Source organism: Paenibacillus ginsengarvi, from assembly GCF_003626695.1.
Taxonomy (GTDB): domain Bacteria; phylum Bacillota; class Bacilli; order Paenibacillales; family NBRC-103111; genus Paenibacillus_AB; species Paenibacillus_AB ginsengarvi.
In genome coordinates, this window is sequence record NZ_RBAH01000007.1 from 80,264 (window position 1) to 100,478 (window position 20,215).

General features: G+C 54.7%; 20 protein-coding genes. 1 reads left to right on the forward strand and 19 read right to left on the reverse strand.

Going from position 1 to position 20,215, the window contains the following annotated elements; all coding sequences use genetic code 11:
* Positions 1 to 59 precede the first annotated feature (59 nt).
* The 19 genes from D7M11_RS11650 to D7M11_RS11740 form a co-directional block, all read right to left on the reverse strand.
* Entirely contained in the window at positions 60 to 497 is a 438-nt protein-coding gene (locus D7M11_RS11650; protein WP_120747386.1) for a peptidylprolyl isomerase, read from the reverse strand.
* A gap of 92 nt (positions 498 to 589) precedes the next feature.
* Positions 590 to 1,798 carry an MFS transporter gene (locus D7M11_RS11655; RefSeq protein WP_120747387.1) on the reverse strand — a complete coding sequence of 403 codons (1,209 nt, stop codon included), beginning with the start codon at positions 1,796 to 1,798 and terminating at the stop codon, positions 590 to 592.
* A gap of 147 nt (positions 1,799 to 1,945) precedes the next feature.
* Positions 1,946 to 3,280 carry a diaminopimelate decarboxylase gene (lysA, locus tag D7M11_RS11660; RefSeq protein WP_120747388.1) on the reverse strand — a complete coding sequence of 445 codons (1,335 nt, stop codon included), beginning with the start codon at positions 3,278 to 3,280 and terminating at the stop codon, positions 1,946 to 1,948.
* Positions 3,281 to 3,475: 195 nt separating this feature from the next.
* The gene (locus D7M11_RS11665; protein ID WP_120747389.1) at positions 3,476 to 5,053 is read right to left on the reverse strand and encodes a spore germination protein; all 1,578 of its coding nucleotides are present in this window, start codon (positions 5,051 to 5,053) and stop codon (positions 3,476 to 3,478) included.
* A gap of 36 nt (positions 5,054 to 5,089) precedes the next feature.
* On the reverse strand, positions 5,090 to 5,515 hold the full coding sequence (locus D7M11_RS11670; protein WP_120747390.1) for a stage V sporulation protein AB: 426 nt from the start codon (positions 5,513 to 5,515) through the stop codon (positions 5,090 to 5,092).
* A gap of 3 nt (positions 5,516 to 5,518) precedes the next feature.
* Positions 5,519 to 6,199, reverse strand: coding sequence for a stage V sporulation protein AA (locus tag D7M11_RS11675; RefSeq protein ID WP_120747391.1), 681 nt, complete (start codon positions 6,197 to 6,199; stop codon positions 5,519 to 5,521).
* Between the two features lie 164 nt (positions 6,200 to 6,363).
* On the reverse strand, positions 6,364 to 7,119 hold the full coding sequence (gene sigF, locus D7M11_RS11680; protein WP_120747392.1) for an RNA polymerase sporulation sigma factor SigF: 756 nt from the start codon (positions 7,117 to 7,119) through the stop codon (positions 6,364 to 6,366).
* A gap of 12 nt (positions 7,120 to 7,131) precedes the next feature.
* Positions 7,132 to 7,578, reverse strand: a complete 447-nt coding sequence (gene spoIIAB / locus D7M11_RS11685) for an anti-sigma F factor (RefSeq protein WP_120747393.1) — start codon at positions 7,576 to 7,578, stop codon at positions 7,132 to 7,134.
* Entirely contained in the window at positions 7,575 to 7,928 is a 354-nt protein-coding gene (gene spoIIAA, locus D7M11_RS11690) for an anti-sigma F factor antagonist (RefSeq protein ID WP_120747394.1), read from the reverse strand. Before spoIIAA ends, spoIIAB begins: the two co-directional genes overlap by 4 nt.
* Before the next feature lie 208 nt (positions 7,929 to 8,136).
* Entirely contained in the window at positions 8,137 to 9,327 is a 1,191-nt protein-coding gene (locus tag D7M11_RS11695) for a D-alanyl-D-alanine carboxypeptidase family protein (protein ID WP_120747395.1), read from the reverse strand.
* A gap of 208 nt (positions 9,328 to 9,535) precedes the next feature.
* A complete protein-coding gene (fni, locus tag D7M11_RS11700; RefSeq protein WP_120747396.1) occupies positions 9,536 to 10,564 on the reverse strand; it encodes a type 2 isopentenyl-diphosphate Delta-isomerase in 1,029 nt (342 codons plus the stop codon).
* A gap of 155 nt (positions 10,565 to 10,719) precedes the next feature.
* On the reverse strand, positions 10,720 to 12,021 hold the full coding sequence (locus D7M11_RS11705) for a pyrimidine-nucleoside phosphorylase (protein WP_120747397.1): 1,302 nt from the start codon (positions 12,019 to 12,021) through the stop codon (positions 10,720 to 10,722).
* A gap of 48 nt (positions 12,022 to 12,069) precedes the next feature.
* A complete protein-coding gene (locus D7M11_RS11710) occupies positions 12,070 to 12,921 on the reverse strand; it encodes a purine-nucleoside phosphorylase (RefSeq protein ID WP_120747398.1) in 852 nt (283 codons plus the stop codon).
* A 166-nt stretch (positions 12,922 to 13,087) separates the two neighbouring features.
* On the reverse strand, positions 13,088 to 13,915 hold the full coding sequence (locus D7M11_RS11715; RefSeq protein WP_120747399.1) for a purine-nucleoside phosphorylase: 828 nt from the start codon (positions 13,913 to 13,915) through the stop codon (positions 13,088 to 13,090).
* 54 nt (positions 13,916 to 13,969) lie between these two features.
* The gene (deoB, locus tag D7M11_RS11720) at positions 13,970 to 15,142 is read right to left on the reverse strand and encodes a phosphopentomutase (RefSeq protein ID WP_120747400.1); all 1,173 of its coding nucleotides are present in this window, start codon (positions 15,140 to 15,142) and stop codon (positions 13,970 to 13,972) included.
* A 116-nt stretch (positions 15,143 to 15,258) separates the two neighbouring features.
* Positions 15,259 to 16,161 carry a site-specific tyrosine recombinase XerD gene (gene xerD / locus D7M11_RS11725; protein WP_120747401.1) on the reverse strand — a complete coding sequence of 301 codons (903 nt, stop codon included), beginning with the start codon at positions 16,159 to 16,161 and terminating at the stop codon, positions 15,259 to 15,261.
* 197 nt (positions 16,162 to 16,358) lie between these two features.
* Entirely contained in the window at positions 16,359 to 16,595 is a 237-nt protein-coding gene (locus D7M11_RS11730; protein WP_120747402.1) for a DUF4227 family protein, read from the reverse strand.
* A 275-nt stretch (positions 16,596 to 16,870) separates the two neighbouring features.
* On the reverse strand, positions 16,871 to 17,332 hold the full coding sequence (gene fur / locus D7M11_RS11735) for a ferric iron uptake transcriptional regulator (RefSeq protein ID WP_120747403.1): 462 nt from the start codon (positions 17,330 to 17,332) through the stop codon (positions 16,871 to 16,873).
* Between the two features lie 159 nt (positions 17,333 to 17,491).
* Positions 17,492 to 18,832: an ABC transporter substrate-binding protein gene (locus D7M11_RS11740; RefSeq protein WP_120747404.1), complete on the reverse strand. Its 1,341-nt coding sequence runs from the start codon at positions 18,830 to 18,832 to the stop codon at positions 17,492 to 17,494.
* Positions 18,833 to 19,223: 391 nt separating this feature from the next.
* Here D7M11_RS11740 and D7M11_RS11745 point away from each other — a divergent pair, with 391 nt between their 5' ends.
* The gene (locus tag D7M11_RS11745; protein WP_158606561.1) at positions 19,224 to 20,213 is read left to right on the forward strand and encodes a LacI family DNA-binding transcriptional regulator; all 990 of its coding nucleotides are present in this window, start codon (positions 19,224 to 19,226) and stop codon (positions 20,211 to 20,213) included.
* The last annotated feature ends 2 nt before the right edge of the window (positions 20,214 to 20,215 follow it).

Below are 20,215 nucleotides of genomic sequence, written 5' to 3' on the forward strand. Positions count from 1 at the left end.
AAAGCGGAATATGTGAAAGCAAAAAAATTCCCCAAATGATTGAGGAATTTTCAAAAGTATTACTCGTCCCAAACCTTTACTTCCTTCATCTTGTCATTCGGTCTAATGGCGTCCACAAACTCCATGCCTTTAGAAACCTTGCCGAACACGGTATGGCCCCCATCCAAATGCGGTTGAGGTTGATAACAGATGAAAAACTGGCTTCCACCTGTGTTTGGTCCTGCATGAGCCATAGACAGTGTCCCTCGCTCATGTTTGCTTGTATTGGTTTTGGTTTCACATTTGATGGTGTAGCCGGGGCCGCCAGTTCCGGTTCCATTCGGGCAACCACCTTGGGCGACGAAGCCTTGAATAACACGATGGAACGTCAGGCCGTTATAAAATCCGCTGTTTGCCAGCTTTTCGAAGTTGGCAACCGTATTGGGCGCTTCCTCCGGGAAAAAATCGATTTGTACTTTCTCGCCGTTTTCCAGCTCGATGCTGCCTTTTTTTGCCATTTTTATTCTCTTCCCTTCGAAATTAATGATAAAATCTTACCATAATCACCAATTGATTAGCAAATTTAATACCGTTTTTGTCGACATTTTTCTCAGCTTCCTTCCCCATCCGAGGCCCCTCTTACCGCCCTCCGGCTTTGCAGGCGAATCGTCACGGCCGTAATGAGAAGCAGCAGCCCGTTCAGAACGAACACGACCGGGATCGAGATCCAGCCGCCGAGCGCCCCGCCCGCAATCGGCCCCGCCATATTGCCGAGCTGATTGGCCGACTGATTGAGGCTGAATGCCCGACCGCGGAAATTGGCCGTCGTCGCCTTCACGATCAGAGCGTTCAAGGACGGGTAAACGGCGGCGAAAAACAGCCCGTACACGAAGCGAAGCACCCCGAAGCTTACGATATTGTGAAAAAACACTTGCAGCAGATTGCCGATCCCGCCGCCCATCAAGCCGATGATAAGCGTATTGCGGTAGCCGATCCGCTGGCCGATTTTCCCCCATTGCGGGGCAGCAAGTATCGTCGCGATGCCGACGGCGGAGAAGATGATGCCCGAGCTAAGCGAAGCGTCCGAGTGGGAAACGCCCATTTTCAGCACATAAATCGTAAGCAGCGGCTCCAGCACCATGACCGAGCTTGACACGACGAGGGCGATCATTAGCTGCCTCATCAGAGGCGGATTGGCCGCCGCTTCCTTCAAATCGTCGAGTACGTGCGAACGCGGACGGCTGCGGTCGAAGCTTTCTTCCTTGACGAAAAATACGGCGACCAGCGCCGAAACAAGCACAACGGCACCGGATAACAGAAACGCCTCGCGGTACCCGACGAATTTGCTCATCATCCCTCCGACCATCGGCCCGATGATGCTGCCGGCGGCGGATGCGGTCGACATAATGCCAAGCGCATAGCCGACCTTCTTCTCGGGCGTATTCGTGCCCACAAGCGCTATCGCGGACGGCACATAACCGGCAAGCAGCCCGGACAAGATGCGGACGGCGATCAGCTCGTACGGATTCCGCACAAGCGCGGTCAGCACGTACACGGCGCACAACGAGAAGCCCGATCGGATCAGCATCGGCCTGCGCCCGTACTTGTCCGAAAGCGAGCCCCAGAACGGGGAAATCAGCGCTCCGGCAAGAAACGTAATGCCGAAGGCGAAGCCGGACCACAGCTCCAAATGCGACTCGATCCCCAGATCGTTGCTAATATATAAAGATAAAAACGGGACAACCATCGAAAAAGCCATTCCGCAAAAAAAGACGCCGATCCAGAGTACGATTAAGTTTCGTTTCCAATAGGTTTCCAAGCAGAAGTTCTCCTCGTTGGTCTTAGTTAGCTATAAACGGAATAAACTCGGCGGCAATGACGAAAAAAGAACAACGCCTCAGCTTCTCCGGGAGCTGTGTAGCTCCCGGGGCGCCGGCGCCGTCCTTTTTCCTTTTCACCAAAATGCTCAGCTTTTTGCAACCGCCTGCTTACGCAAACGTTCCGGCAGCGTATCCTTGCCTGCCACGTCCTCGTACGTTTCGCGTCTGACGACCAGATCCGCCTCGCCGTCCTTGACGAAGACGACGGCCGGACGCCGCAGCCGGTTGTAGTTGCTGGACATCGAATAGTTATATGCGCCCGTACACGACACCGCCAAAGTGTCACCAGGCTTTGTTGTAGGCAGTTCCAAATCCCAAATGAGCATATCTCCGGTTTCACAGCATTTCCCTGCAATCGAAACGGTCTCATCGTTCGGATCGTTCGCGCGGTTCGCCAGCATCGCCTCGTACTTGGCTTCGTACAGCGCTGGACGCGGGTTATCCGTCATGCCGCCATCGACCGATACGTATTTGCGCACGCCCGGTATCGTCTTCGACGAGCCGATCGTATACAGCGTCGTTCCGGCGTCCCCGACGATACTGCGGCCCGGCTCGATCCATATTTCCGGCAGCGGATAGTCGTACCGGTTGAAAAGCGTCTTGATCGAATCCGTAATCGCCTGCACGTACTGCGCGAGCGGCAGCGGGCTATCTCCCTCGATATAACGGATGCCGAAGCCGCCCCCGAGATTGATAACCGGGAACGTCACGCCCAGCTCCTGGCGAACCGTCTGGGCAAATTCTGCCACGCGCTCGGCCGCCATCGCGAAGCCGTCCACCTCGAAAATTTGCGAGCCAATGTGCGAGTGCACCCCGAGAATGCTCACATGCGGCAGCTCCATCGCTTCGCGAATCGCCTGGAACGCGGAGCCGTTGCCGATATCGAAGCCGAACTTCGTATCCGTCTGGCCGGTCGAAATGAATTCGTGCGTATGCGCTTCTACGCCCGGGGTTACACGGAACAGCACCTTCATGACCGTTCCTTTTTCCTTTGCCGATTCGTTCAGCAGATGAAGCTCGTTGAAGTTGTCGACGACGACGCAGCCGATTTTGGCGTCCAGCGCCATCTCGATTTCTTCGAGCGTTTTGTTGTTGCCGTGAAAATGGATGCGTTGCGGCGGAAATCCGGCGCGAAGCGCTGTGTATAGCTCCCCGTCCGAGACAACGTCGAGCGACATCCCTTCTTCTTCGGCGATCCGGCACATGGCCATGACGCAGAACGCTTTACTCGCATAGGCGACCTCGAACTTCATGCCTGTGGCGCGGAACGCCTCCACGAACTCGCGGCAGCGGCGGCGAATCAGTTCTTCGTCATAAACGTATAGCGGTGTTCCGAATGTTTCTGCGAGCTCAGCCGTATCGCAGCCGCCGATTTCCAGCCTGCCGGCCTCGTTGATTTTACTTGTGCCATGCAAATACATGTTCCGGTTCCTCTTTCCCTGGATCAGATTAAGATGTGTCGAAAGGCTTTCTTCTAAATTACCACAGCACCGCCGCGAAGACAATCCAAAACGCCCATAATCGCGGCTTGACCGCCGAAAAAGAGCGGGCAAAAATTTCAGAAATCGCCAAGAAGCCCGTGACAGCCACGGGCTTCGCTACTTTTCGGCGCCGCCCTATTCGGCGGGCTGCCGACTCTTGTCTATCGCATTTGTAATACTCGGCCTAGTCGTCTGAGACAGAACCGGCCGCCGGACAAGAATGGCCATGAACGCCTTGAAGTTGAACGGCAGAAAAGGCCACATGTACGGCGTGTTGTACGTACGGTTGATGGACAAGTAAATAATCCAGGCAGTGATCCCGATGACCAATCCCGGAATTTTGAATACGGCGACCAGTACGAGCAGCAGCAGCCGGACGAGACGGTTGGCAAGCCCGAGTTCATAGCTGGGTGTCGCAAACATCCCGACCGCCGCGAAAGCCATATACATAATGACTTCGTTGATAAACAGTCCTGTCTTGACGGCGATGTCGCCGACAAGAATCGCCGCTACGAGACCCATCGCCACCGTCAGCGGCGATGGCGTATGGACGGCGGCAAGCCGCATCAGATCGACGCCGATCTCGACGAGAAGAAACTGAATCAGCAGCGGCAGTTCTCCTGTTTTTTGCGGCCCGAGGAAGTCGAGACCGGGAGGTTTCAGTTCCGGATTGCTTACCATCAAGAACCAAAGCGGCAGCAGAAAAAGCGAAGCGAATATGCCGATAAACCGGACCCATCTCAAATAACTGCCCACGATCGGAGTTTGGCGGTATTCCTCCACATGCTGAACGAGATGAAAAAACGTGGTCGGCAGTATCATGACGCTCGGCGACGTATCCGCGAAAATGATAACATGCCCTTCAAGCAAATGAGCCGCTACGACGTCGGGCCGCTCCGAATAGCGGACGGTCGGATACGGGTTCCACCCTTTGCCGATGATCGCTTCCTCAAGCTGCTTGTCGCCTAGCGGAATACCGTCGATTTTCACTTTGCCCACCTTGTCGCGCAATGATTCGACCAGCTTCGGATCGGCGATATCGCCGATGTAGCCGATACATACATCCGTTCGGGAACGGATGCCTACCGTCATCAGCTCCAGCTTGAGCTTCGGATCGCGAATGCGCCGGCGGATCAGCGTCACATTTGTCAGCAGCGTCTCCACGAATCCGTCCCGTGCACCCCGGACGACTCGCTCCAGGTCCGGTTCCTCAATCGAACGGACCGGATACATCTTGGCATCGATGCCGAGCGCGCTCTCCTCCCCCTCGATGAAGAGCACTGTGGCACCTATCAGCATGAAATGGACCGCTTTCTCGAACTCGTCGATCTTCTGCACCTGAATATGCGCCACGTACTTCTCCATGAAATCGGTAAGCGTATCGGGCACGATCTGATCTCGCTGCAAGTAGCTCAGCCTCGTAATGATGTCGGTCAGCACCGTATCCTTGGCAAAGCCGTTGGCGTAGAAAAACGCCGTCTTTTTCGTCGCGAACTCCATTTCGCGAAACACCAGATCGAAGCTTGTATCCAGCCCGACCTTTTCCTGGAGCGTTTGCTTCACTTCCTCCAGATTGCGGGGAATGCCGTGTTCGTCGGTAAGCCCCATCTCTTCGTCTGTAAGCAGCTCACGCGCATCGATTTTCAAATCGTCGATTTTTTTCGGACGTTTCATCTGTTTCTCGGGCGATTTTTTGTCCGTATCGGTAGACATGTCGATCTCCTCCTGCCGCTATTGATATAGGTTAGGTCAAGCGCGAAACACAATCCATTCAAACAGCGACCCGGCCACTTTGCCTAGCACCATCGCCATTAGCAGCCATACGATAAAAGCCCCCAGCCCAAGCCGCTTCGCCATAATGGGCAGCACGTTCAGTACTTCGGTCAATGCGCCTGCAAGCATACCGTTGAAACAGCCGACCAGCAGGCCGACCACAACCGTTACGAGTGGGGAAAGCGCAACGTGCCAATTCAGAAAATCCGCAAACGTCCAGAACAGCACCCCCGTCACCATAGCTCCCTCGAAAAAATGAACCCGGTGAAAAGCTCTTGTGATTTGGGCCAGCCGAGGTACGATATCCAGCACGATCAGGAAGGCGACCATACCTCCGCCTACGGCCAGGCCGCCCGAGACGCCAACGATAACAACGGCTATCAGGCTCAGCACCGTCATCATGCTTCAGTCGCCTCCATCGGGGCGCTCCGTCCCGGCAGACGGCTTTGCAGCGTTTCCGGATCGCGGCGCTTCCAGCATTTTCTGGTATTCCTCGGTAATGACGTAATGGTTCAAGCTTTCCTGGTACGAGAACATTTCCACTTCCAGCGGGCTTGGCTCTTCGGTGAACCGCTTTTTGAACAACTGGTTGAAGAACAGCACCATCCCCGCGCCCAGTCCGAACGAATACGGAATTTGCAGCCAATACGGATGTTCGACCCGGCTGCCCGTAATCATCTCATAGATGCGCTGATGCACCTCCAGCATACTTACGTCTTCATGGAAGTTCATAATGGCGAGGCCCGAGCCGAGAAACAACAACAGCCAGACTACTATAAGTGCCAACCGGTTCGGAGGCCGGGACTTCAGATCGATATCGATGAGCGTATGCGGCTCGCCAAAATACTCGATTTTCATATCCGGATAGGCGGTGCGGATCGTCCTAACGATCAGCATCATATCGACGAGAACAATGTTGCCGTCCTTTTTCGTCGGTTTCACGAGCGGCAGCTCCATCAGCTCCCGTTCCATTTCCGGCTCGGTCAGCAGCCGGGCGATGCGCCCGAGCGTAACCGTTTCACCGACGGCGATCGAAATTCGTTTGCGAAGGCGTATGTATACGGTTGGAGTGAACGTCCGTTCCACCTGAATCGCTCCCTCTCCTTTTTTCGGCTTTGTACTAGTATGCGAAAGCAGGTTCAGGATAAACCCTCTATATTTTGGCAAGGCCGCAGCATTCCGACAAAAATGAAAAAACCGTTCCCGGCCCTTTCGGGCCGAAAACGGCGACGCCTTTGTTTGCGGTGCGATTATTGCGCGATTTGCTCGCGTATGGACTGCAAAATCTTTTTCTCCAGCCTGGATACTTGAACTTGCGAAATACCGAGCCGGCTGGCTACCTCCGACTGCGTCTGGTCGCGGAAGTACCGCAGATACACGATCAGCCGCTCCCTTTCCGTCAGCGCATTGATCGCTTCGCTGAGCGCCAGCTTGTCGAACCATTTCTCCTGGTTCTCGTCCGCGATTTGATCCATCAGCGTGATCGGGTCGCCATCGTTTTCGAACACCGTCTCGTGGATCGAGGACGGCGGCTTGTTGGCCTCCTGCGCGAACACGACATCCTCCGGCGTAATGCCGAGATCTTCGGCGACCTCTTTGATCGTCGGCATCCGGCCGAGCCGCTTGGACAGCTCATCCTTCTTCTTGCGCACCTTGTTGGCCAGCTCCTTGAGCGAACGGCTCACCTTGACCGTACCGTCGTCGCGCAAAAACCGCTGGATTTCCCCGATAATCATCGGTACCGCATAGGTGGAAAACTTGACGTCGTACGATAGATCGAATTTGTCCACGGACTTGAGCAAGCCGATGCAGCCGATCTGAAACAAATCTTCCGGCTCATAGCCTCGGTTCAAAAATCGCTGCACGACGGACCAAACGAGACGAATATTGCAATTCACGAGCGTTTCCCGAGCCAGCGAATCCCCGGACTGACTGAGAGCGATCAGCCGCTTGACCTCGCTATCGTCCAAGTACGTATGAGAGGCATGTTTCAAATCGACGTCCATATCGCATAACCCCTAGTTAAAAAGCGCTTTTTTTGATTCGATTCGCTTAACCATAACGATTTTCGTGCCTTTGCCGGGCTCGGAGTAAACGTCCATTTCGTCCATGAAATTTTCGATAATTGTGAACCCCATGCCGGATCGCTCCAGTTCGGGCTTGGACGTGTACAGCGGCTGGCGCGCCAGTTCCAAATCTTCGATACCCTTGCCCTTGTCCTCGACCGTCAAGTAGAAACGGTCATCCTCGATTGTCGCCGTAATTTCGATTTCCTCATCGGGCGAGCTGTCGTAGCCGTGAATGATCGCATTCGTTACGGCTTCGGACACAACCGTTTTGATATCAGTCAGCTCTTCCATTGTCGGGTCGAGCTGCGAAACGAAAGCGGCTACCGTTACCCTTGCAAAAGACTCGTTCTCGGATATGCTGGCAAAGCGCAGCTGCATACGATTGTTTCGGCTCATGACACCACCTCCAGGCTGGATAAGGCGAGTCTTTCATTCTCTTGGATTGACAATATTTTGAACAGGCCGGACATTTCGAACAGCCGGTGCACCGCCGGATTGACGTCGCATACGACCATTTTGCCGCCTCTTGCCGTGATCAGCTTGTAGCGGCCCAAAATGACCCCGAGCCCCGAGCTGTCCATAAAGCTTAGTTCCTTCATGCTGAGGACGACATGATTCACATCGCCTCTCAAAATCGCCTCTTCCATTTTGACCTTAACGGATTCCGCGGTATGATGATCCAGCTCCCCGCTCAGCCGAACGATCAACGTTCTGCGATGATGCTCCATGTCGATGTGTAAACTCAAGGCAGGCTCACTTCCTTTCGTTCTTGATGACTATGATTTCTACGAAATGGACGAAAACTCCTGCATGGTGACAAAACTAGAAGAAAAACGCTAAAAATAGTAGATGGACGCCAAATTTCATCAATTAATGCCCGAATTCGCGAGATTCCGCCAAAATGGATAGACGTCCCCGGACACCGCATGCGGCATCCGGGAACGCGCTAATGGCTCAGTCGGCCATGAACAGCTTCATCGACGTTCGTTTGAACAGCTTCCACCAGCCGGCTTTATTGACCTCGGCAGGGGATTCGATCGGAAATTCGCTGATTCGCTGGTCGCCCTTGTACACGATGATCTTGCCGATCGGCTGTCCGTGAGCGACCGGCGCCTTCAGCGGCATTAGCTCAAGCTCGTGGCGAATGTCCGCCGCCCCGTCTCCTTTGCGAAGCAGCACGCTGTACTGGTGCTTGGCCTTCAACTGCAGCTCGCTTTGCTCGCCCTTCTCGACCCGCACGGTTCCCATCGTATCGCCGGTTTTGAATATCGGATGCGACATGTACTGGGAGAACGCGTAGTCGAACATTTGTGTCACTTCGGCGTTGCGCGTTTTCGTGTTAGGCTCGCCGAGCACGACGGCGATCACGCGCAAATTGTCGCGCCTAGCGGTAGCCGACAGGCAAAACTTCGCTTCGCTCGTATAACCCGTTTTCAAACCGTCCGCGCCGGTATAAAACCGCACAAGCTTGTTCGTATTGACGAGCCAAAACGGCTTCTCCGAATCTTTGCGCAAATAATCCTGATACAAGCCGGTATATTTCGTAATCTCCTCGTATTTCAGCAGCTCTCGGGACATGAGCGCGATGTCGTAGGAGGATGTATAGTGATTTTCGGCAGGCAGTCCGTTTACGTTGACGAAATGGCTGTTGTTCATGCCAAGCTGCTTCGCTCTTTCGTTCATCATTTTGACGAAGCCTTCTTCGGTGCCGCCGATTTTCTCGGCCATCGCCACCGATGCATCGTTGCCGGATGCCATCGCGATGCCTTTCAGCATATCGTGAACGGTCATTTCCTCGCCCGGCTCCAAAAAGATTTGCGAGCCGCCCATCGAAGCCGCGTATTCGCTCGTCCGCACTTTATCGTCCAGCTTGATTCTTCCTTGATCCAGCGCTTCCATGATTAGCAGCATCGTCATAATTTTCGTAATGCTGGCCGGAGGCAGTTTCTGATCCCGGTTTTTCTCGTACATGATCGTACCCGTGTCAGCGTCGAGGAGCACGGCGGAGCTTGCATTCGGCGCCAAATCCACCTGCGGGCCGGACTCTTTCGCTTTTCCCGTCTTCTCCTCCGCATAGGCGGCAGGCATAACAAGCGCCGTTGCCAGTAAAGCGCAGGCAAACCAGGCAAATCCTCGTTTGAACATTAGATAAAACCCCTCCTGATCCTTGGTCGATTCATGTTCCATTCGTGCTTACTGGCACATGGATGGACTATCTTCTATCCAGTTTTGACAATCCGGAGGAAAAATAAACAACAAAAAGACGTATTTCCCGGCCAAATCGATAAACGATTATGAACCGGAAATACGTCTATACATAAAGCGCCGCCTGTCGAAGAAGGAGACAGTTTCGCTAGTTTCGTGAAACAAGCCGGGACGTACCGCGAAGCTCAGCGAGTTTACCCGCCCCAATGCCGAACATGGCCGCGCGGAGCTCGAACTCGATTCGCTCCAGCCGGGCGGCCGCCTCCTCGGCGGACTTGACCCCGGCGCCAAGCAGCGAGCGTCCGAAGCCGGCGATGTCCGCCCCCAGCGCGATCGATTTCGCCGCGTCGACTCCTGTAGCGAGGCCTCCGCTGGCGATCAGCGGTAGGTTCGGGGCAACCGCTCTCGCTTCGGTGACGCAGACGGCGGTCGGAATGCCCCAGTCGGCAAACGCTTCTGCCGCCATTTTCCGGCTCGGGTCGCCCGTCCGGTATTTTTCGACCTGGCTCCACGACGTGCCGCCCGCGCCCGCGACGTCGAGGAACGATACGCCGGCATCGGCCAAACGTTTAGCCGTTTCCCCGTCGATTCCCCAGCCAACCTCTTTGACGCCGATCGGAATCGAAAGCTGCGCACATAACGCTTCGATTTGATGCAGCAAGCCTTTAAAATTCGTATTGCCTTCGGGCTGGAACAGCTCCTGCATACCATTCAGGTGCAGCACGAGCGCGTCAGCCTCGGCAAGCTCCGCTGCCCGCCTGCACTCCGCCGCGCCATAGCCGTAATTGAGCTGTACAGCGCCTAAATTCGCTACAATCGGGATCGAAGGGGCGACATCGCGGACGCGGAATGTTCGGACCAGCTCCGGACGCTCGATCGCGGCACGGACGGAACCGATCCCCATCGCCCAACCCCTGCTCTCCGCCGCCTCCGCCAAATTCCGGTTAATCGCCCACGCCTCTTCCGTGCCGCCCGTCATCGAGCTGATCAGCAGCGGAGCCCGCATCGATCGGCCGAGCCAGCGCAGCGAGGTGTCGATTTCGGCGAAGTCGATTTCCGGCAGCGCGTTGTGGCGAAACCGGTAGCTGTCGAAGCCAGCACCTCCCGTCCTGCTGCCCACATCCTCTTCCAGGCATATTCGTATATGCTCCAGTTTTCGTTTCTCCGTACTCATCATCGTCCCCCTATGGTCCTGCTTTCTCTGTATCGGAGTCTCTCCATTTTCTCTATTAGGTTCGACGAGGCCCCCGCTTTTTTCCTGCAATAGTTCGAAATGTCCAAAAAAGGCTTCCCCTATCAGTCGTAAGGAAAGCCTTATGTCAATGCCATAGCTCACTCAATCACTTCGTACACGACGGGAACGAGTTCGGGCTTATCCGCACCGATCGCATATGCGTGAAGCAGCCGTTCCATACTATCCTGATTTTGCTCGCGATTGCTGTGAATCACCGCGAGCACATCGCCGAATGCGACGGCGTCGCCCACTTTTTTGCGCAGCGAGATGCCGACTGCATAGTCGATCGGGTCCTCCTTCGTCGCCCGCCCGGCTCCGAGCAGCATCGCCGAGACGCCGACCGCTTCTGCATCGATCGCCTGCACGTAACCTTCCTGTTCCGCCCGCACCTTGACCTGATAAGCCGCCTGCGGCAGCTGACCCGGGTCATCGACTATCGCCGGATCGCCGCCCTGCGCCTCCACGAATTTGCGGAATGTGGCGAGCGCTTGTCCCGAGTCCAGCAGCTCCTTTAGTCCTAGCTTGGCGGCGGCGAAATTCGGATAGGCGCCCCCCGCTAACGCCATGTAAGCAGCCAGCGTCAAACAAATTTCGGTCAGCCGGGCGTCGCCGTGCCCCCGCAGCACCTCGATCGCCTCCGCCACCTCGGTTGCGTTACCTACTTCCGTGCCGAGCGGCTCGCTCATATCCGACAGCACGGCGATCGTTCTGCGGTTCAAGCTTTTGCCGATCGAGACCATCGCGGACGCGAGCGTCTTCGCCTCTTCGAGCGACTTCATGAACGCCCCGGAACCGACTTTTACATCAAGAATGATGGCATCCGCCCCCGACGCGATTTTTTTGCTCATGATCGACGAGGCGATCAGCGGGATCGAGTTTACCGTAGCCGTTACATCCCGCAGCGCGTATAGCTTCTTATCCGCCGGAGCCAAATTTCCGCTTTGGCCGACGAGCGCCATTTTGTTCTCGTTTACGTTCCGGATGAACTGCTCCTTGGGCAGCTCGATGCGGAATCCGCGGATCGATTCCAGCTTGTCCACGGTTCCCCCGGTATGCCCGAGCCCACGGCCGGACATTTTGGCGACGGGAACTCCAGCCGCAGCGACAAGCGGCACGACGATCAGGCTCGTCTTGTCTCCGACTCCGCCCGTCGAATGTTTGTCAACCTTCGTTCCGTGAATGCCGGACAAGTCGACAACATCCCCCGAGCTTGCCATCGCAAGCGTCAGATCGGCGATCTCCTCCTCGTCCATACCACGGAAGTAGACGGCCATCGCGAAGGCGGACATTTGGTAATCCGGAATGTCTCCCCGCGTAAATCCGCGGACGATATCGTAAAGCTGCTCCCGCGACAAACGTCCGCCATCCCGTTTTTGCTGTATGAGATCGACCATTCTCATGACCGTTTCCTCCTTGATCCGATTGCGCCGCGTAATCCGGATGAATCGTTACACGTTTACTTCGCGAACGAACGATTTGACGAGCGCGGCGAATTTCGGCTTCGTCCGGTTCGCCACCTCCATCACCTGCTCATGGGTCAGCGGTTCCAGCTCTTCGCCGATCGCCATATCCGTTATGCACGAAATGCCCAGAACGTTCATGCCGCAGTGACGCGCGGCGATTACCTCGGCCACCGTGGACATCCCGACGGCGTCTCCTCCAAGTATGGCGAGCATCTTCAGTTCCGCCGGCGTCATGTAGGACGGGCCGCTGATGCCGCAATAAACGCCTTCCTGAAGCTCCAGCGAGTCGCCTTCGTCGCTGCGAATCTGACTCGACAACCGGTGCGCGAGCTCGCGGAATGATTTGTTGTAGGCTTCCGACATATCCGGAAAGCGCGGTCCCAGCGTCGCCTCGTTCGGACCGATCAGCGGATGATCGCCGGTCATATTGATATGATCGCAGATCAGCATCAAATCGCCCGGGCGGAAAGCTCGGTTCATCCCGCCCGCCGCGTTCGTGATGACGACGGCGCGAATGCCGAGCTTTTGCATCACATAAATAGGCGCAACGACTTTGCGCATCGCATAGCCTTCATAATAATGAAACCGGCCTTGCATGACGAGTACGGTTTTGCCTTCCAAAGTCCCTATAACGAAACGGCCGGCGTGTCCTTCAACCGTAGATACCGGAAAATGAGGCACATCCGCGAAAGGTATGATATCCGCCTGCTCGACCTGCTCCGCCAAGTCGCCGAGACCCGAACCGAGCACAAGACCGAGTACGGGAAGCTTCCCGCCGATCCGGGCGCGTATATAAGCTGCCGCCTGATTGATTTGTTCCACATAGGACAGTTCCATGATGATTGAATAACCTCCCCAAGACGTAGTAAAAAAACGTCTATCGACGTAAATCAAGGATGAGCAGCCGCTAATGAACCCCACAAAGTAAAGATAAGCTTAAAGGGAAGCGCTTATGTAAAAGGACGGTCGCGGCCAGTCTTCCCTGAAATAAGCCCGACAGCCGTTACAGCTGCGGAATAATCGCGGAAACAAGGGCGAGGAAACGTTCCTTGACCCGATTCGCCGTCTCCATCACTTCTTCGTGGGACAGCGATTGTTCGAGCATACCGGCGGCCATATTTGTAATGCATGAAATGCCCAGCACCTCGATCCCCGCATGACGGGCCGCAATCACCTCGGGGACGGTGGACATGCCGACCGCATCCGCGCCGAGAGTGCGCAGCATACGAATTTCCGCAGGCGTTTCATAGCTGGGACCGAGCAGCCCGGCATATACGCCCTCCTGAAGCTGCAAGCCCATGCCCTCCGCCGTTTGGCGCGCCAAAGCCCGCAGCTTCGCGCTGTACGCCTCAGACATATCAGGAAAGCGGACGCCGAGCGCGTTCTCGTTGCGACCTATAAGCGGGTTGCGGAACATGAAGTTGATATGGTCGCTTATCAGCATGAGCTGCCCCGGTTCATACGAGGCGTTGATGCCTCCCGCCGCATTCGTGACCAGCAGGGAGCGCACCCCAAGCGCCTTCATCACACGCACGGGAAACGAAACTTTCGTTACGTCGTAGCCTTCGTACAGATGAAAGCGTCCTTTCATCAGCAGCGTTTTCTTGCCGCGCACCGTGCCAACGAGCAGCTCGCTCGCATGGCCTTCGACGGTGGAAACCGGAAAATGCGGAATTTCTTCGTAATGGATTACGGTGACGTCCTCCATCGCATCGGCAAGCACGCCGAGACCGGAGCCGAGTATGAGTCCGACCTCGGGCGAATAAGGAATCTCCTCTTCAATGAACCGGACAGCCTCCATAATGCGCTGCTCCATCGATTGGTCGCTCATCAAGCACCTCCAACTGTTATATAGGTTGAACCCACGTTTGCAAGTTTCGTTTCATTAAACCAGTTCAGACAAAAAGCTGATGCCGTGGTCCGGGGTCGGCAGGCCGAAGTTATCCGCCACGGTCGCTCCCAGATCGGCAAACGTTCCGCGAACGCCTAGCGATCCCGGCGACTTGAAGCGAGGACTCCATACAAGCAGCGGCACATACTCCCGGGTATGATCGGTTCCCGAATGGGTCGGGTCGTTGCCGTGATCAGCCGTCAGGATAAGCAGATCCTCCTCACCTAACTGCGCCATAATAGCCGGCAGTCTGGCGTCGAACTCCGCCAAGGCGCGAGCATATCCGTCCGGATCACGCCGATGGCCGTAAAGCGAATCGAAATCGACCAGATTTGTGAATGACATCCCGTGAAAAGGCTGCTTAAGCGCCTGAATCGTCTCCTCGATTCCATGCTCGTTGCTTTTCGTCGACATCGCCTGCGTTACGCCTTCACCGGAATATATATCGTTGATTTTGCCGATCGCGATGCAGTCGAGTCCGGCGTCCTTCAGCCTGTTCATCACCGTAGGCGCAGGCGGCTTGACCGCATAATCGTGCCGGTTCGGAGTCCGTTTGAAGCTTCCTGGCTGTCCGACATAAGGACGCGCGATCACGCGCCCCACCGCGTATTCGTCCAGCGTCATCTCCCTGGCGATATGGCAGGCGCGGTACAGCTCCTCGAGCGGGATTACATCCTCATGAGCCGCGATCTGAAAAACGCTGTCGGCCGACGTATATACGATCCACGAGCCGGTTCGCATCTGCTCTTCCCCGAGCTCATCCAAAATTTCCGTGCCCGACGCCGGCTTGTTGCCGATTACTTTGCGTCCTGTCGCCTCCTCGAACGCCCCGATGAGCGGCTCCGGGAACCCTGAAGGATACGTCTGGAACGGGATCGTTACTTTTAGGCCCATAAGCTCCCAATGTCCGGTCATCGTGTCTTTGCCGACGGAAACCTCCGTCATTTTGCCGTAATAGGCTGCCGGCGCCGCTGCCGGCGGTATGCCGTCCAGGGCGGCGATATTGCCGAGTCCCAGCTTTTGCAGCATCGGCAGCGAGAAGCCCGGAATGTGCCGGGCGATATGTCCGAGCGTATGCGAGCCGGCGTCGCCGAAGCGGGCCGCATCCGGCGCTTCCCCTATACCCACACTGTCGAGAACGATTAATGCGATGCGCTTGAAGGCCATAACGACTTCCCTCCATTTGGCGTACGAACCAAAGCCTAAAATTGTTTCACATATTATCTCACGACACCCGGGCGAATGCAAAAAAGCCCCGCAAAGCGGAGCCTTGGCTTCGATGCTTAGGTCAGATTCGCGCGAGGATGCGTCCGGTCGTATATTTCCTTCATTCTTGATTTTGTTACATGCGTATACACCTGAGTCGTTGAAATGTCGGCATGGCCGAGCATTTCTTGAACGGCCCGCAGATCGGCGCCATTTTCCAGCAGATGGGTCGCAAACGAATGACGCAGCGTATGCGGCGTAATTTCCTTCTCGATTCCCGCCTCCCGCGCGCACCGTTTAATAATTTTCCAGAAGCCTTGCCGTGTCAGCCGGGTGCCGAGGTGGTTGATGAACAGCGCCTCTTCTTCCGCGTTACCCGGACGGATCAGGCGGGGACGCACCGATTCCGTATAATGGCTCAAACAAGCGGCGGCAATGCGTCCGAGCGGGATGATCCGTTCCTTGGAACCTTTGCCCATACAATGTATAAAGCCCATATCGATACGGACATCCGCCACATTCAGCGCAATCAGCTCCGAGACGCGTATTCCCGTCGCGTAGAGCAGCTCCAGCATCGCCTTGTCGCGCATGCCGGCTACGCCGTCCGAGCCCCCCGCCTCCAGCAGTCTCTCGACCTCGCCGACCGACAACACCTTGGGCAGCCGCTTCTCCAGTTTCGGCGTTTCCATATGCACCGACGGGTCCGAGCCGATCAAGCCATCCTTGACAAGATATTGGTACAGCGCCCGAATGGACACGATGTTACGCGACACGGTAGCCGGAGCCCGGCCAAGCCGCTTCAGCTCCTGCAAATACTGCGCTATGTGCAGCTTGCTTGTTTCATTAAAAGACCGCACGCCTTGCCTGCTTACATACTCAATATATTGGTTCAAGTCGCGTTCGTACGACTCCAGTGTGTTATGGGCAAGCCCCCGCTCAACGGTGAGGTATTGAATAAAGCTTTGGAGATATCTCTTCATCGCTACAAATCGTTCCCCCAGTATGTCGTTGCTATCGTTAGGAGCTTAACGTAAACTGACGCCCTGACCGGCAACCGGAAACTTACGGGACTTCGGGCTCCAGTCATCGGCGGCAGGCTTTGTAAAGCTCCGTATTACGTAACTATTCCACACCCGGGACCTTTCTCCTGCTCAAAACGAACAAAAGATTGCTTTCGTCATTCCCCGTACTTGTAAAAAAAGAGAAGCCGATCCGCGATCGTTTTCGGTTCACCTGCGGACTCTTCCGCCCGGAACGCCTTGACGGCCTTCCCAACCGGCTCCCTGTAGCGGCCGACCGGCTCGAACCAGCCGCCGATCCAATGAAACAGCTCGTACAGTATGATCGAAACAAGGAGAAAAACCGCTATATATTTGGCGCGAATCCACCATTTCCGGAACTGGAATAGAAGCATGGCTCGTCCCCTCCTGACGCGCGAGCGAAATCGTGTTCCTGCCGTTCATAATTAAAAGTATGACCACAGGACGCAACTTATGCCCTCAGCCCGCCCAACGTAAGAAAAACGTCTATCGACGTATTTCAAGGATGAGCGACCGCGACTAAGCGGAAGTTTCTCTTGGTACAGAAAGTCGTACTTCGCTTTAACGCTTTAGCGAACTTAAACTTTCTGTAACGTTCAAAAATCCCCGGACTGGCGCACAAGGCGCTGCCGGGGATGAACGGGTGTAATTATTCGGTTTCGGGAGATTGGGCCTTGTCCTTGCATCTGTGGCATATGCCTTGAAAGTCTAGCCGGTGATCGAGCACTTTGAAATTGAACTCTTGCTCCAGCCGTTCTTCAAGGGGTGTCAGCCAATCTTCCATAATTTCGTCAACCGCTCCGCATTGTACGCAGATGAGGTGGTGATGATGGTGATGCGTACTGTCGCTGCGCAGATCGTATCTCGCAACGCCGTCGCCGAAATTCATCTTCTCCACAACATGCAGCTCGCTGAGCAGCTCGAGCGTCCGGTATACGGTCGCCAGTCCGATCTCGGGAGCTTTATCCTTCACTAACATGAAGACATCTTCCGCGCTCAAATGGTCCTCTTCGTTTTCGAGCAAAACACGCACGGTCGCTTCGCGCTGGGGTGTCAACTTGTAGCCTTTGGATTGAAGTTGCTGCTTGATTTTTTCGATTCGCGCTTCCATGTTTCTCCCCCTCTACCCAAGCGCATTCGCGTGTTGCGTACACAACCTATGATTTCCGGCTATCGCGGAAATCGCCGCCATTTTCATTATAGGGGGAGCGGCAAAACAAGTCAAACTTTTTAGAATGATTATAAGAAACGAATACGTTTCCTGATGAGATTATTTGTTGTTTTTGCTCTTGTACTCCTGGATCTTCTTGACCGCTTCCTCTTCCGCAGTGCGAAGCGCCGTGTTGACGTCCATTTTGTCCAGGGCGATATTGTTGCCGGCCGTTACATACAGGTTAACCAGGTCTGCATCGTAGCCCGCTTTCGCCGGAATCGGTGCGAACTTGTTGAAATAGACGGCGTTCCAGTTTTTATCTTTAAACGTCGACTCTTTGCCGATCTCCTTCTTGACCGCATCGCTGTTGAGTACCGGCATAATGCCTTTGCGCGCAAGCTCCGTCTGGAATTCGTCGGAAAGCATGTATTTCAGCACTTCCATCGACGCTTCTTTGTTGCGCACCATATTCGTGAGCCCGAAATAGACCGGATACGACTGCGAGCCGACACCCTTCTCGATCGTCGGGAACGAGGCCATATCCCAGTTGATCGATTTGAATTCTTGCTCCCATACGTAAATCAAGCTGGACAAATAGCCGAACATGCCGACGTTCTGGTCTTTAACGAACATGTTGATGTCCGGGATTTTGTTGATTTTTTTCATACCGTCCAGATAACCCGGCACGCGCATCGGTTCCAAATAAACGGTTTGGAAATATTTTTTCCAGCGGTCGTCTTTATTGATCGTCGGTGTATCGTTCGTTAAGTCGGCGTTCGGGATTGAGAGCGGGTTCAGCCGCAGCGTATGAACCGGCGAATGGGTAAAGCCGAAGTATTGCGTATTGCCGTCAAGACGGGTCAGCTTCTTCGACGTATCCACCATCTCGGCCCATGTTATACCGTCTTTAATGTACGGGACGCCGAACTTGTCGAACAGCGTTTTATTGTAATACGTTACGAAATTGTTCGTAAATATCGGAAGTCCGTACATTTTGCCGCCGGACGCCTGCTTGACCGCATCCACGACCGTCGGATCGAGACGGCTCAAATCCAGCTTTTGCGACTTGATGAGATCGGTCATATCGTATTGAATGCCTGCTGGAAACGCTTGCGCTTCAAAGTTGCCGATAGACTGGAAAAAAATATCGAACTTGGTGCCGCTAGCGATCAATTCATCCAAACTCGTACCGGCTCCGGCCCTTTGAATATATTTGATCGTCCAATTCGGAAACTTTTTGCGCAGCGAATTGCCGAAGCGATAATCGAAGCTTTCCACCGGGTCCCCGTTATTGGAGTAAATGACGACTTCGGCCGGCTCCTTCGTAATATCTTTCGTCGAAACGGCGTCTTTGCCGCTTTCGGAAGATTTGGCTCCGTCTCCGCCGTTCGAGCAGGCGGCCAGCGAGCTTGCGACTACAAGGCATGATACGAATAAAAGCATCCGTTTGTTGAACATATTGTTTCCCCCTCCATAACAATTAAATTAAGTAATCGATCTCTAACCATCGAAAAGACGTCGATTTGTGCCCACGAATCGGGGCTCCCTCCAGCATCCTTTACTCGCTCGTACCACCTCACCTTCCGAAATCTTCCATTCATTTCGGTTCCTGTACAAGAATCCCCCAAAACTTACATAGAAATCGCTTTCAAATAAAGTAACGAAAACAATTAATTTCACTATTATCATAAATCCGCAACAATAAAATGTAAAGTTGTATTTTTCGTAATTTATTATTATTTTTTTGCAATATTACATTTTACGCAACTTCTCATTTTATATGCACTCATGTTATGATAACAACTAGAAGAATTACAGCGATATGTTGCTTGAAGAGAGGAAGAACAAGGTGGTCACTTTAAAAGATATTGCCGACGCGGCGGGCGTAACGACTGCAACCGTGTCCAGGGCGTTAAACGACGGGCCGGGCGTCAAACCGGCGACCCGCGATAAAATTATGGCGATCGCTAGACAATTGAACTATTTCTCCGGATCGCCGGCCAAACGGGTTTCCGGCACCAAGCCGAACAGTATAGGCATCATCTGGAGCTATGCATACGGCTTGTTCTTCAATCACGTATGCCTTGAATTGCAGCGTCAGGCTGCGCTGCGCGGCTACTATTCGCTCGTCTCGTTCGCCCCTCCCGACGAAGCGCTGCTTCATATGAACGAGCACGGCATCGATAAAGTTTTTTTTTGGTGCGGGCCGGGCTGGAAGCCCAGCCTGGAGTTTTTGCAGGAAAAGCAGCGATTTCACGGAGAGATGCTTGTAGTCGGGGGCGGCAGCATCGAGGGGGCGCATCGCTTGTCCATAGATCGGGTCGGCGCGATAAAAAAGGCTATCCATCATTTGGCCGAGCTTGGGCATAAGCGAATCGCGTTTGTTGGCGCCTCCTCGGAAAAGCTTGTCGGTTATACGCTCGGTCTGCTCGAGAACCGTCTCGAATACGATCCGGAATTTTTTGTGCAGCCCCTTAATGGATCTATGCCAGAGCAGCAGATCGCCAAGCTGCTCGTCCATAACGACAAACCGCAGAGACCGACGGCGGTTATCGTCGACTCTCACGGCTATTTATTTCCGTTCCTCCAAACGATTCGCAAGCTGAAGCTTAGCGTACCGGAGCATTTTTCGCTCGTCGCCTACGAGCTCATTCCCGAATTGGAGAAGCTGCTGGAAGTCCCCATTACGGCTGTCGGCCCGCGTTACGAGCGATTGGCGGAGCGGTCGCTTGATCTGCTGCTCAGCGGCGCTGGCGGGCAGCCGGAAGGACACTGGCAGGATTTGATGCTGGAGACTGAACTGATCGTCCGGGAATCGACCGCTTCTCCGCAAGAGTAAGG

Excerpts from the sequence above, each read along its gene's own strand:
- D7M11_RS11650 (WP_120747386.1), bottom strand. The coding sequence starts at position 497 with ATGGCAAAAAAAGGCAGCATCGAGCTGGAAAACGGCGAGAAAGTACAA.
- lysA (WP_120747388.1), bottom strand. The coding sequence starts at position 3,280 with ATGTATTTGCATGGCACAAGTAAAATCAACGAGGCCGGCAGGCTGGAA.
- D7M11_RS11665 (WP_120747389.1), bottom strand. The coding sequence starts at position 5,053 with ATGTCTACCGATACGGACAAAAAATCGCCCGAGAAACAGATGAAACGT.
- D7M11_RS11670 (WP_120747390.1), bottom strand. The coding sequence starts at position 5,515 with ATGATGACGGTGCTGAGCCTGATAGCCGTTGTTATCGTTGGCGTCTCG.
- sigF (WP_120747392.1), bottom strand. The coding sequence starts at position 7,119 with ATGGACGTCGATTTGAAACATGCCTCTCATACGTACTTGGACGATAGC.
- spoIIAB (WP_120747393.1), bottom strand. The coding sequence starts at position 7,578 with ATGAGCCGAAACAATCGTATGCAGCTGCGCTTTGCCAGCATATCCGAG.
- D7M11_RS11695 (WP_120747395.1), bottom strand. The coding sequence starts at position 9,327 with ATGTTCAAACGAGGATTTGCCTGGTTTGCCTGCGCTTTACTGGCAACG.
- fni (WP_120747396.1), bottom strand. The coding sequence starts at position 10,564 with ATGATGAGTACGGAGAAACGAAAACTGGAGCATATACGAATATGCCTG.
- D7M11_RS11705 (WP_120747397.1), bottom strand. The coding sequence starts at position 12,021 with ATGAGAATGGTCGATCTCATACAGCAAAAACGGGATGGCGGACGTTTG.
- D7M11_RS11710 (WP_120747398.1), bottom strand. The coding sequence starts at position 12,921 with ATGGAACTGTCCTATGTGGAACAAATCAATCAGGCGGCAGCTTATATA.
- D7M11_RS11715 (WP_120747399.1), bottom strand. The coding sequence starts at position 13,915 with ATGAGCGACCAATCGATGGAGCAGCGCATTATGGAGGCTGTCCGGTTC.
- deoB (WP_120747400.1), bottom strand. The coding sequence starts at position 15,142 with ATGGCCTTCAAGCGCATCGCATTAATCGTTCTCGACAGTGTGGGTATA.
- xerD (WP_120747401.1), bottom strand. The coding sequence starts at position 16,161 with ATGAAGAGATATCTCCAAAGCTTTATTCAATACCTCACCGTTGAGCGG.
- D7M11_RS11730 (WP_120747402.1), bottom strand. The coding sequence starts at position 16,595 with ATGCTTCTATTCCAGTTCCGGAAATGGTGGATTCGCGCCAAATATATA.
- fur (WP_120747403.1), bottom strand. The coding sequence starts at position 17,332 with ATGGAAGCGCGAATCGAAAAAATCAAGCAGCAACTTCAATCCAAAGGC.
- D7M11_RS11740 (WP_120747404.1), bottom strand. The coding sequence starts at position 18,832 with ATGTTCAACAAACGGATGCTTTTATTCGTATCATGCCTTGTAGTCGCA.